Raw genomic sequence first — 12,444 nt, forward strand, 5'->3', positions numbered from 1 at the left:
ACGTTAAGGTTTTTCTGTTTTCACTGCTTTACCACGTAATAACTTCCTGACCCAAAAGCGATTTGGGTGTAAAGCCGCCAATGTCTCATCATCAAGCGGTAGAGCTTCGCCAAAAATCTGGCTAGCCAATAATTCTGCGCTTAAAGGTGCAGAACATAACCCACGTGAACCTAACGCACCAAGGACAAATAAATTCGGGTAACAAGGCGATTTTTCAATAATCTTATTCGTGTTTATCTGTAGGGATAAATCCGCATATTTATCCATAATCTCACTGAAAACAGGCACATTTCCGATCATTGGCATATGATCCCGAATGACGCAACGGATACCCTGACGGGATTTTTCTTCTGAAATATCAACTTGTTGTGGCCAATCAACATCAGGAAAACATTTTAATAAACGATCGCGGTTTTCTTGTTGTTCGGCAGAAGAATACAAAGTATCCAACTGATTGCGCTGATAACTGGCACCGATACAGTGATACTGATTGTCAGGATTGACGGGGGTCATGTAGCCATCGTAACACAGCACACTTTTTAACTGGCGCAGGTCATCTGTGGTTGGAATATGGCTAACTTGACCACGAACAGCAGTGACAGGGAGTTTTTGAGTTTGTTCAAATTGTGGCAGACAGTGGCCATTGGCAATAATGACCACGTTGTGATCCTTGCATTGCAGATTTTCTTTATGCTCCACTAGCAACTGCCAACCGTTTTCACTTTGAATAAGCTTAGTCACTTTATGATTAAAATAAATCTTCATTCCCTGTTGTTCAGCCAGTTTAATCGCCGCTTGAGTCAATTGTGCGGGATATAACCATCCTCCTTGTGGATAGTAAATGCCATCGTAATTTACATCTAACCCACTTACATGGCTTAATTGGCTGCGATCCATACCAAGTGCAATTTCGTCCGGCCATGCTGTCCGCTGCATTTTGCCAATTTTATTTGCGCTTTTTTCATCGTAAGCTAACTGGCTGACGCCACACCATTGGTAGTCAAAAGGGACATTTTCGTCAATTAACTGATCGTACTGACGGCGGGCAAACGTAAATGCTGATGTGAAAAAGCGTTCTAATGGATCGTGATGACCATTCAGTAAGGGATAAAGTGCTCCTTGTTGATTGCCCGAAGCATTTTGGGCAGGTTGAGCATCCTGACAATATAGCGTGACCTTGGCGCCACGGCGCAATAGCGCCAGTGCGCTCAGTGCGCTGGCAATACCGCCGCCGATGATGGCAATATCATCGGCATGGGTAGCCGACTGACGGGAAAACCACGGTGTATCAGGCAAGGGAAGTGGATCACTTAATGGGGATAAGGTGCCCGTCAGCATCTCTCGTTTACGGCCAAATCCTTTAACCTTAGCGACATTAAAACCGGCTTTTTGCAATCCCCGGCGGACGATCCCGGCGGAGGTAAAGGTTGCAAACGTCCCTTCAGGACGACAAAATTTTGCTATTGCAGCGAACAACTGTTCACTCCACATTTGTGGATTTTTTGCTGGCGCAAAGCCATCCAAAAACCAGGCATCAACTTTCCCTGCCAAATTTGCATTGATCTTCGGTAATAGATCATTTACATCCCCAAACCAAAGATCCAGCGTGATAGCGCCATTATCCAGCATTAATCTGTGGCAGCCAGCCAGCGGTAAGGGCCATTGTTGGCATAATTGTGTAGAAAACGCGTTAAGTTCCGGCCAACGTTGGTGTGCTGTTTTCAGGTCAGTCGGTTGTAATGGGTATTTTTCAAAACTGATGTAATGCAGCCGTTTTAATGTAGCTTCAGGATGTTGTTGTCTGAAATGAGTAAAATCTCGACAAAGTGTCAGGAAATTCAATCCAGTACCGAAGCCGGTTTCTGCAATTACGCACTCTGGGCGGGAATGGGTATGAAAACGTTGAGGGAAATGGTTACCTTGCAAAAATACATACAATGTTTCTTCCAAGCCATCTTGATTTGAAAAATAAACATCATCAAACTGCGCTGAAATGGGGGTTCCTTGCTCATTCCAGCTTAGGGTTGCGTTGCTGATAGCACTGCTTTTCACAATAATGCCTGTACTGTTGATAACAATAATAGCTGGATTTTAACGGTCTTCATGGGGTAGCACCACCCATGCCAAAGCGTCAAGTTGAGTTTAGATCAATCTTTCTTTGAATTTTTAACCTGATCGGACTTGTTCAGCGTACAAGTGTACGCTAAAGTGCGGGTGAAGAAATCCTGCTGGTAAACATATTGATGAGGTAAGTAATGAAACGTGCAGTAATCACTGGTCTGGGTATTGTCTCCAGTATTGGTAATAACCAGAAAGAGGTGCTGGAATCTCTGAAAGAGGGCCGTTCCGGGATAACTTTCTCAGAAAAGTTTAAAGAGATGGGAATGCGCAGCCATGTCTGGGGCAATGTAAAGCTGGATACGACCGGTTTGATTGACCGCAAGGTACTACGTTTCATGAGTGACGCCTCTATTTATGCTTATCTGGCAATGGATGAGGCCATTAAAGATTCAGGCCTGTCCGATGAACAAGTTTCTAACCTGCGTACTGGTTTGGTGGTTGGTTCAGGCGGCGGCTCTCCTTATAACCAAGTTGCAGGTTCCGATGGTATGCGTGCCCGTGGCTTGCGTGGCGTAGGGCCTTATATGGTCACGCGTGCAATGGCTTCTGGCGTATCAGCGTGTTTAGCCACACCGTTTAAGATCAAGGGTGTGAACTACTCCATCAGTTCTGCGTGTTCAACTTCTGCACACTGTATCGGTCATGCCGTTGAATTAATCCAACTCGGTAAACAAGATGTTATTTTTGCCGGGGGGGGTGAAGAACTCAGTTGGGAAATGGCTTGTGAATTTGATGCAATGGGCGCACTTTCCACTAAATATAATGAAACACCAGAACAAGCCTCCCGTACTTATGATCAGAACCGCGATGGTTTTGTGATTGCCGGCGGCGGCGGTGTTGTTGTTGTTGAAGAATTAGAACACGCATTAGCCCGTGGTGCGCATATTTATGCTGAGATCATCGGTTATGGGGCAAATTCAGATGGCGCAGATATGGTCGCGCCTTCTGGGGAAGGCGCGGTGCGTTGTATGAAGATGGCACTGGATGGTATTGAAGGTGGCGTCGATTACGTCAACACCCACGGAACGTCGACGCCAATTGGTGATTTGAAAGAGCTGGAAGCCATCAGGGAGGTTTTTGGTGACAATACGCCTGCTATTTCTGCCACTAAAGCGATGACCGGGCATTCATTGGGCGCAGCGGGTGCCCATGAAACCATCTACAGCTTACTGATGTTGGAGCATGGCATTATTGCACCAAGCATCAATATTGAAGATTTGGATGAAAAAGCACTGGGCATGGACATTATTACGGAACCCACCAAACGTGAGCTAAAAACAGTGATGTCCAATAGCTTCGGGTTCGGTGGTACAAATGCCACGCTGGTGATGCGCAAGTATTCAAACTGATAGTCCGCAAGCGCAATGAAAGCCAATCCACTGATGATGTGGATTGGCTTTTTAATTAGGGCGTCATGGCTTTATTACGGTGTTTATTGCGATGTCTATTCATGATGCGCAGAATCGGTGGGATAACAATCACCAGTATCGCCAGTACCAGCAAAACTTGGGTAATCGTACTACTCCACAGGATGCCAAAATTTCCATTGCTGATTGAGAGTGCCCGTCGTAGGTTTTGTTCCAGCATCCCGCCCAACACGAAACCTAAGATCAGTGGCGACATGGGAAAATTCATTTTTCGGAGTATGTAACCGAAAACGCCTAATCCCACCATCAACATAAGATCAAACGTGGTACTGTGGATAGCATAGACGCCAACGGCAGAAACAATGGCGATGGCCGGAACCAGAAACCACATCGGAATATTCAGCATGCGGGTAAATAGCCCAATCATCGGGATATTCATGATCAGTAACAAAATATTGGCGATCAACAAAGCCGCAATCAGCCCCCAGACGATATCCGGCTGTTCTGTGAACATGGTGGGACCCGGCGTGATGTTGTAAAGCGTCAAAGCCCCCATCATCACGGCGGTTGTCCCTGAACCGGGTACACCGAGGGTCAACATGGGAATGAATGAACCACATGCTGATGCGTTATTCGCTGCCTCTGGCGCCGCGACCCCACGGATATCACCTTTGCCGAATGAATCACTGTTACCGCTGAGTCGTTTTTCTGTCATGTAGGTGATGGCGCTGGCGATTGTTGCGCCTGCACCCGGTAATATTCCGACAAAAAAACCAATCACTGAGGAGCGTAGGGTTGGCCCGACACACGTTGCCGCTTCTTTTCTGTTGAATAGCAGGCGTCCGGTTTTACTGATGGTTTTTTGTCCCATGGACGTGCTTTCCAGCATCAATAAAATTTCACTGACGGAAAACAACCCGATAACGACCGCAATAAATTGAATACCATCGGAGAGATGTACGCTATCAAAGGTGAAACGATAAACGCCCGTATTGGCATCCACGCCGACGGTGGCTAAAGCCAAACCGATTAGGGCTGCCAATAGTGATTTTACCGGGTTTTGGCTCATCATGCTGCCAAGACAGGCAATGGCAAATACCATTAAGGCAAAGTACTCAGCAGGCCCAAATGCTAAAGACCATTGTGCCAGCAGTGGGGCAAATAAGATGATGCCAATGATAGCCAGAAGTGAACCACAAAACGAACTGACGGCAGAGATAGAGAGTGCAACCCCCGCGCGTCCCTGCTTTGCCATTGGGTGCCCGTCAAGGGTTGTCATGATAGCGGCCGCATCTCCCGGTACATTGAGCAAGATTGAAGAGATCCGCCCCCCATATTCGCAGCCAATATAGACGGTAGCCAACAAGATTAAAGCCGATTCAGCGGGTAATTTCAGGGCAAAAGCCAGTGGTAACAGGATCGCCACCCCATTGATAGGGCCGAGGCCGGGTAATAACCCAACAACCGTACCAATAAAGCAACCAATCAGTGCAATAAGCAAATTTTTCGGCATTAATGCGACTTCAAAACCGTGGCTCAGATATAGCCAAGTATCCATTATTATCTCCTTAGCTGAGCCAACTGCCGATGGGCAGAGTGACATCTAACAGACGATCAAAAGCAAAAAAGAGTGAAATCCCCAGAAATACACCGGAAATCACTGCTGCAAGGAGCGTGGCGTTAAAGAGTCGTGCCACACAAATTGTCAATAATGTGGTGGCGAGCGGAAAACCCAACCACTCAAATACCCCCGCATAAATGGCGAGTGAGATAACCAACAAGGCCAAGCGAAGTAATACGTGTGGTGCCGGCCAGTGGATGGGGTCTGGTTTTTTAACCAGCAACAGTAAAGCGCAAAGTGCCATGAGCGAAAGAATCGTGATGGGAAATGGGCGAGGGCCCAAGGGTTCATAGTTATATTCGCTATGAATTCCCCATCCAATCATCAACCCAATGCCACATAGCACCAGCCATACAGACGCAAAGATGCGATCGCTCATGATGCCACCCCCGTTATTTTGCTAAACCAAAGGATTTGGCCATTTCATGGTATTGAATAACCTGTTTTTTGACATAGCTATCCAGTTCTTTCCCCGTCAGATTGAATTCAAATAACCCACGTAGCTCACGTTGTTTTTTGAATTCAGCAGATTGTTGGAGTCTTTGAAAAGTCTCTATCCACCACTGGTATTGTTCATCAGAAACTTTCGGGCCCATATAAAAGCCACGCATGACCGGCCAGACAAGGTCATAACCCTGTTCTTTTGCCGTTGGAATATTTGCCAGCTCCCCCCCCAATCGTTTATCGGCATAAACAGCCAGTATGCGGATCTTATCGCCATGGAGGTAAGGTAAAGTTTCACTCAGATCACCGGAGACGACTTGAATATGATTGCCCAACAACGCCGTGATAGGCTCACCGCCACCTTCGAACGCGACATAGCGCATCTTGCGGGGGTCAATACCGGCTTCTTTAGCCAGTAATGCGGTTTTCATCCAGTCTTGGCTACCGATGGAGGCACCTGCACCAAATACAATACTTTCGGGGGATTTTTTAAAAGCCGCCATCAAATCTGTCAGGGTTTTGTAAGGGGAGTCATGGTGCACCGCAATCATGCCGTAGTCAGTGCCAACACTGGCCAGCCAGCGCACCTCATTGACGTTGTAACGACCAAATTTGCCTTGGGCAAGATTCAATAGCGAGCCACCCGAGAAGGCTACGATAGTGCCGGGTTCAGCGGGTCTCTGGGCAACGATGGCATTATAAGCAACCGCACCGACACCACCGGGCATAAATGTCACCCGCATGGGAGAGTCTATGGTTTGGGTTTCCAAGAGTGAGATTTGGACGAGTTTACAAGTTAAATCAAAGCCTCCACCGGGTTTGGCCGGCGCAATACATTCGGTTCTATCGGGGGCTGCGGTGGCAAAAGCACTGGTACAAACAAGCAGGCTTGCAGCGGTTAATAAGGTTTTGAATATTTTCACTTTTATTCCTCACATAACGCCAATATAAAGAGATGAACGCCAAATTTCCGGCACAGGGTTATTTATATAATTGAAACCTTTCAATTACCTTTCATTAACAATAAAATTCGTATGGATGTGACCTTAGTCGCTTAATTTGTGCGGTGTTTCCCTTTTTTGTGTTAATTATTTGTTTGAATTTGTGTTTTTTGTTAACCCGTCTGCAATTGCTGAATCTTCATATTGCAATTGTGTAATATCTCCGCTTTATTTCTTTGGCTAATTTTTAACGATAGGTATTATTCATGCGTCTCTTATTGGTTGAGGATCATCCTGATTTATTACATTGGTTACAAAAAGCATTGAATAATTCCGGATTTGTGGTTGATTTGGCTGAAGATGGTGTTGTGGCCGATCAGCTATTGCAGACGGAAAATTATGCTTTATTGATTCTGGATGTTGCCTTACCCAGACTGGATGGCCTGTCTCTGTTATCACGGTTGCGTAAGCGTGGTCAAAACTTACCGGTATTGTTATTGACCGCCAAAACAGAGGTGACGGATCGTGTCAGGGGGTTGAATTCTGGTGCGGATGATTACTTGACCAAGCCTTTTGATTTTCAGGAACTGGAAGCCCGTATTCGTGCGTTGTTACGTCGTAGTACCGCGATACCGCAAGAGACACAGAAATTCGGTTCATTATCTTATGAAGATGAAGGGTATTTCCTCTTAAACCACGTACCACTGGCACTGACGCCCAGAGAATTGTCGGTCTTAACGACACTTTTTCACCGTCGGGGGCGTCCGGTTTCTAAACAGCAACTGTTTGAGCAGGTGTTTTCTTTAGCGGATGAAGCAAACCCGCAAAGTATCGAACTGTATGTGCATCGATTGCGGAAAAAATTACTCAACAGTGATGTCGGGATCAAAACATTGCGCGGGTTGGGCTATCGGCTGGAGCTGTTGGTGTCATGACGTATTTGAAAATACCGCGGTCGTTATTCCATCAACTGCTGTTGTTTTTTGGCGTACCGCTATTGCTGCTGGGCTGCGCTTCTGTCTATAGCCAGTATGTCAGTGTGAGAAATACTGCCATGTTGGCTTATGACAGGACACTGCTGGCCTCGGCAAGAACCGTCGCTGAACGTCTGATTGTGCGGGATCAAAACTTGGTCGTTGATGTCCCTTATGTTGTTCTGGACAGCTTTGAACGCAATACGAATGATCGCTTGTACTATCAAGTTATCTCACCGGAAGGAAAGACGATTTCTGGCTATGATGACCTTCCCCGGATACCGCCGCCTATCCAGCGTTCTTCTTTATATACCGCCTTGGCCTATTTTTACGATGCTGAATATCAGGGGCAACCGATACGTGTGGTGGGATTGTATCAGCCCATCAATGAAGGGGGCATCATGGGGATGGCATTAATCTTGGTGGCAGAAACCGTGATGTCCCGTCAATATATGGCTCACCAATTACTGCTTTCGTCCCTGATCAATCAAGGCGCTGTTGTCTTATTGACCTTACTGCTCGCTTATATTTTGCTCAAATTACTGCTTAAGCCATTGCGAAAACTGTCAGGCATCATGATCCGCCGTGCGGCTAATGATCTGACACCCTTGCCAGATATTTTACCGTGGTCTGAACTTTCATCATTGCTTCAGGTACTTAACCGCTATATCGAACGGTTACAATTAATGGTTGAACGTCAAGGGCGGTTCAGCGCCGACGCGTCCCATCAACTCAGGACACCGTTGGCTGTCCTGAAAACTCAGGTTGCAGTCGCCCGTACTGAACAAAATCCAGACCAGAGAGGCAGCACACTGGCGGCGATTGATAAAAGTGTGGATAACATGATTTCACTGACTGATCGATTATTGCAGTTTTCACAGCTTAAGGTGCATAAAAAAGAGGCAATACAGAATTATCAACCCGTCAATATGGTGGAATTATTGCAACAAGCCTGTTTTTCCCGCTTACAGCAAGCAGAAAGTAAAAATATTGATTTAGGCTATGAAGGGGAAGACGCCTTGTGGATCAAAGGCGATCCGCTATTGTTAGCCGAAATGTGCGCCAATCTGCTGGATAACGCCATCAAATATACCCCGCAAATGGGCGTGGTCACGGGAAGGGTGTCTATCATGCCGGATAAAAAACAGGGCTGCCTTGAGATTGAGGATTCAGGGCCGGGGATTGCCCAAGAAGATATTCATCAATCGCTCATGGCGTTTAACCGATTGGATAATGTTGCCGGGCTGGAGGGGGCGGGGTTAGGGCTGACCATTGTTAAAGAGGTCAGCCTGTATCATGGTGCTACTCTCCAGCTTTTGCCCGGCGAACTATTAGGAGGATTGCTCGTTCGAATTATATTCCGGCTTTCTGCGAGTCAGCGGAATACGTAATTGTTGAGCGAGTATTACGCCGAACAGCACAATACTCCCGCCAATTAAGTGATAACTGTGCATCTTTTCATGAAGCGCCACGATAGCAATGATGGCCGTAAAGACAGGCGCCAGATTCATAAAAATAGCCGTCATATTGGCACCAATGCGCACGACACCTTGTATCCACAAATAGGGCGCAATGATGGAGGCGGGTTCGATAAGGGTGGCAGCCGCTTTGCTGACAACGGCATTGATTGACCAGATCAGCACCGCGACGAGGGGAAACAATAAGTTCTTCATTGAGCCAGATTATTTATATCAGTGTATCGTGCATTGAGTTTAGCAAATACCTTATCCAACAATCTTGTCTTATTCGCTTTAATGGCCTCTTCAATACGAGATGTTGTTTTTTTATGGTGGATTTTTTTGAACGGAAGATTGAAAAGATCAAGGCATATAGGTTTTATGCGGATAAAGTGGCAGAATAGCGGGTCACGCCCATTTAAGCCATTGGATGAGAAAAGTGAAAATTTTAGTTGATGAAAATATGCCTTATGCTGAACAACTCTTTCAGGCATTGGGTGAAGTACAGGCAGTTCCGGGGCGTCCAGTACCGGAGGGCGCGCTGGGACATGCCGATGCCTTTATGGTTCGGTCGGTCACTAAAGTCAATGAATCCCTGTTGCAAGGCAGTTCGGTGAAATTTGTCGGAACGGCGACTGCGGGAATGGATCATGTTGATCAGCAATGGTTAGCCCAGGCCGGAATTGGGTTTTCCGCCGCCCCCGGATGTAACGCCATTGCCGTCGTTGAGTACGTATTTTCAGCACTGCTGCTATTGGCTGAACAAGATCAGTTCCAACTTAAAGATAAAACGGTCGGTATTGTCGGTGTTGGCAATGTCGGTGGGCGTTTGGCTGATCGACTGGCGGCTTTGGGCGTGAAGACCTTACTGTGCGATCCTCCCCGCGCCGATCGGGGTGATGAAGGCGAGTTTTGGCCTTTAGAAACCTTGGTCAAAGAAGCCGATATTCTGACTTTCCACACACCGCTTAATCAATCGGGTTCATACAAGACCTATCATTTAGCGGATGCAGAATTACTTTCTGCATTACCGGACAACCGAATTTTAATTAATGCCAGCCGTGGTGAGGTGGTTGATAATCAAGCATTACTTGCCGTACTGCAAAAGGGAAAGAAACTACGTACAGTTCTTGATGTTTGGGAGCCGGAGCCTGACCTTTCTTTGCCTTTGTTGGCGTTAGTCGATATTGGCACTCCCCATATTGCAGGTTATACCTTGGAAGGCAAGGCACGGGGGACAACTCAGGTTTTTGAGGCGTATTGTGAGTTCTTGGGGCAACCTCGCAAGACGGCGTTGGCGGATTTGTTGCCGACCCCCGATTTTAGTCAGGTCACCGTGCGGGGGGAAGTGACGCAAAGCGTCCTCAAGCGTTTGATGCATTTAGTGTATGATGTGCGCCGTGATGATGCCCCCTTACGTCAGGTTGCGGCTCAGGCAGGTGCGTTTGATCGATTGCGCAAAGACTATCCAGAACGTCGGGAGTGGTCTTCCCTGACCGTGCATTGTGACTCAGAAGAGAGCGCTCAATTACTAGCCAGAATTGGATTTAATGCCAAAGTGATTTAATCGAGGCAGGGGTTCCTGTCAGTCAGCAAAAATAAGAAGTGGAATAAGAGAAGTGGAGAAAACCAACATGTCAGAAGGTTGGAATATTGCGCTTTTGGGTGCAACAGGCGCAGTAGGTGGAGCGATATTGGCGTTATTACAGGAACGTCAATTTCCGGTTGGTGAACTACATCTTCTTGCCAGCGAACAAAGTGCCGGAAAGATCCAGCGTTTTAACGGAAAAAACATCACGGTTCGTGATGCAGCAGAATTTGACTGGTCACAGGTGCAATTCGCTTTTTTTGCCGTGCCGATGGAAGTGACTGCACAGCATATTGAAAAGGCAACGGAGTCGGGTTGTCTGGTGATTGACAGCAGCGGCTTGTTCTCAGCAGAGCCGGATGTGCCCTTGGTGGTTCCCGGCGTAAATTCATACGCACTGGCTGAATACCGTCACCGTAACATCATCGCGGTGGCAGATAGTGCAACCAGTCAGGTGCTGACCGCCATCAAACCATTGATCGATGCGGCGGGGATTGCCCGTTTACAGTTGACCAATCTATTGCCCATGTCGGTTCATGGCAAAGCCGCCATTGACGAATTGGCAGGGCAGAGTGCACGTTTATTAAATGGCATTCCCCCCGATGAAGGCCGTTTCAGCAAACAATTGGCCTTCAATATGCTGCCTTTGTTACCTGATGCAGAAGGCACGGTGCGTGAAGAGCGTCGTATTGTCGATCAAATTCGCAAAGTGTTGCAGGATGAAGGGCTGCCAGTTTCCGTAAGTTGTGTCCAATCTTCAGTGTTCTATGGCATTGCGCAGATGGTGAGTGTAGAAACATTGCGCCCGGTGGGTATCGAAGAGGCCCGTGAGGAATTTGAACGTGTTGAAGACATTCAGGTTTCAGAAGAGGGAGATTACCCGACTCAGGTCACTGATGCTTCGGGCAGTGAACGTTTGGCGATAGGCTGCCTGCGCAATGATTATGGTATGCCGGAAATGCTGCAATTCTGGTCAGTTGCCGATAATATCCGTTTTGGCGGCGCCCTGATGGCGATTGAAATCGCAGAAAAACTGATGCAGGAGCAATTTTACTGATGTCTGATACAGGGCTGGGTCAGTCGGTGCCAGCGGCAAAGCAAGTGAAAATTGCACTGGGGATTGAATATGACGGCAGTCGATATTATGGTTGGCAGCGTCAGCAAGAAGTGAAAAGCGTACAAGAGTGTCTGGAAAAAGCGTTGTCGAAAGTGGCGAATGAGCCGATTTCAGTTCTCTGTGCGGGCAGAACGGATGCAGGGGTACACGCCACCGGGCAGGTCGTGCATTTTTCCACCTCGGCACAACGTAAAGATGCAGCATGGACTATGGGGGTCAATAGCCATTTGCCAGCGGATATCGCCGTACGTTGGATCAAAACGGTGGATGATGAATTCCATGCTCGTTTCAGTGCAACAGCCCGCCGTTATCGCTATGTGATTTTCAACCATCGCTATCGCCCAGCGATATTGGCACGCGGTGTCACGCATTTTCATTATCCATTGGATGAGAAAAAAATGCATGAAGCAGCACAGCGCTTGTTGGGCGAGAATGACTTTACCTCTTTCCGCGCCGTGCAGTGCCAGTCCAATTCACCGTGGCGCAATATGATGCATATTCATGTTAGTCGGCACGGGCATTATGTTGTTATTGACATTAAGGCGAATGCTTTCGTTCATCATATGGTGCGCAATATCGTTGGCAGCTTGCTGGAGATTGGTTGCGGAAATCAGGATATTGGCTGGATGGCTGAATTATTGGCACTGAAAGACCGGACAAAAGCGGCAGCAACCGCCAAAGCTGAGGGCTTATATTTAGTTGCGGTGGATTATCCTGCTCGCTTTGGTTTACCTGAACCTGTTATGGGTCCCCTGTTTCTGGGAAATAAGTTAATTTGACATTTTCGAATAGAATAGTGATAGGGATGTTTGAT

At 47.2% G+C, this 12,444-nt stretch carries 10 protein-coding genes and 1 pseudogene; 6 read left to right on the forward strand and 5 right to left on the reverse strand.

The features are described from left to right. Positions 1-3: 3 nt before the first annotated feature. Positions 4-2,052: a bifunctional tRNA (5-methylaminomethyl-2-thiouridine)(34)-methyltransferase MnmD/FAD-dependent 5-carboxymethylaminomethyl-2-thiouridine(34) oxidoreductase MnmC gene (gene mnmC, locus PSI17_RS06145; protein WP_273551126.1), complete on the reverse strand. Its 2,049-nt coding sequence runs from the start codon at positions 2,050-2,052 to the stop codon at positions 4-6. 203 nt (positions 2,053-2,255) lie between these two features. Between mnmC and fabB the strand changes: the two genes are divergently transcribed. Further along, a complete protein-coding gene (fabB, locus tag PSI17_RS06150; RefSeq protein WP_273551127.1) occupies positions 2,256-3,470 on the forward strand; it encodes a beta-ketoacyl-ACP synthase I in 1,215 nt (404 codons plus the stop codon). A 55-nt stretch (positions 3,471-3,525) separates the two neighbouring features. Here the strand turns inward: fabB and PSI17_RS06155 are convergent, their stop codons facing one another. Genes PSI17_RS06155 through PSI17_RS06165 form a run of 3 tightly spaced genes read right to left on the reverse strand, consistent with a single transcriptional unit; the run spans position 3,526 to position 6,476 of the window. After that, the gene (locus tag PSI17_RS06155; protein WP_273551128.1) at positions 3,526-5,046 is read right to left on the reverse strand and encodes a tripartite tricarboxylate transporter permease; all 1,521 of its coding nucleotides are present in this window, start codon (positions 5,044-5,046) and stop codon (positions 3,526-3,528) included. A gap of 10 nt (positions 5,047-5,056) precedes the next feature. Continuing rightward, on the reverse strand, positions 5,057-5,488 hold the full coding sequence (locus PSI17_RS06160; RefSeq protein ID WP_273551129.1) for a tripartite tricarboxylate transporter TctB family protein: 432 nt from the start codon (positions 5,486-5,488) through the stop codon (positions 5,057-5,059). 13 nt (positions 5,489-5,501) lie between these two features. Continuing rightward, the gene (locus tag PSI17_RS06165; RefSeq protein ID WP_443256008.1) at positions 5,502-6,476 is read right to left on the reverse strand and encodes a Bug family tripartite tricarboxylate transporter substrate binding protein; all 975 of its coding nucleotides are present in this window, start codon (positions 6,474-6,476) and stop codon (positions 5,502-5,504) included. A 284-nt stretch (positions 6,477-6,760) separates the two neighbouring features. Here PSI17_RS06165 and tctD point away from each other — a divergent pair, with 284 nt between their 5' ends. Both tctD and PSI17_RS06175 read left to right on the forward strand, forming a co-directional pair. Then, positions 6,761-7,429, forward strand: a complete 669-nt coding sequence (gene tctD, locus PSI17_RS06170) for a transcriptional regulator TctD (RefSeq protein ID WP_273551130.1) — start codon at positions 6,761-6,763, stop codon at positions 7,427-7,429. Continuing rightward, positions 7,426-8,859, forward strand: a complete 1,434-nt coding sequence (locus tag PSI17_RS06175; RefSeq protein ID WP_273551131.1) for a sensor histidine kinase — start codon at positions 7,426-7,428, stop codon at positions 8,857-8,859. The genes tctD and PSI17_RS06175 overlap by 4 nt, the downstream gene beginning before the upstream one ends. Here PSI17_RS06175 and PSI17_RS06180 read toward each other — a convergent pair. Next, a pseudogene (locus PSI17_RS06180) lies at positions 8,800-9,054 on the reverse strand (EamA family transporter); the annotation flags it as partial. The gene PSI17_RS06175 and the pseudogene PSI17_RS06180 overlap by 60 nt on opposite strands. Positions 9,055-9,364: 310 nt before the next feature. Here PSI17_RS06180 and pdxB point away from each other — a divergent pair. From pdxB to truA, 3 genes are all read left to right on the forward strand, one after another. After that, entirely contained in the window at positions 9,365-10,492 is a 1,128-nt protein-coding gene (gene pdxB / locus PSI17_RS06185) for a 4-phosphoerythronate dehydrogenase PdxB (protein ID WP_273551132.1), read from the forward strand. Positions 10,493-10,559: 67 nt separating this feature from the next. Further along, the gene (locus PSI17_RS06190) at positions 10,560-11,570 is read left to right on the forward strand and encodes an aspartate-semialdehyde dehydrogenase (protein WP_273551133.1); all 1,011 of its coding nucleotides are present in this window, start codon (positions 10,560-10,562) and stop codon (positions 11,568-11,570) included. After that, the gene (truA, locus tag PSI17_RS06195) at positions 11,570-12,409 is read left to right on the forward strand and encodes a tRNA pseudouridine(38-40) synthase TruA (RefSeq protein WP_273551134.1); all 840 of its coding nucleotides are present in this window, start codon (positions 11,570-11,572) and stop codon (positions 12,407-12,409) included. The genes PSI17_RS06190 and truA overlap by 1 nt, the downstream gene beginning before the upstream one ends. Positions 12,410-12,444 lie beyond the last annotated feature (35 nt).

Origin of the sequence: Xenorhabdus sp. IM139775, from assembly GCF_028598745.1 — a bacterium.
Taxonomy (GTDB): domain Bacteria; phylum Pseudomonadota; class Gammaproteobacteria; order Enterobacterales; family Enterobacteriaceae; genus Xenorhabdus.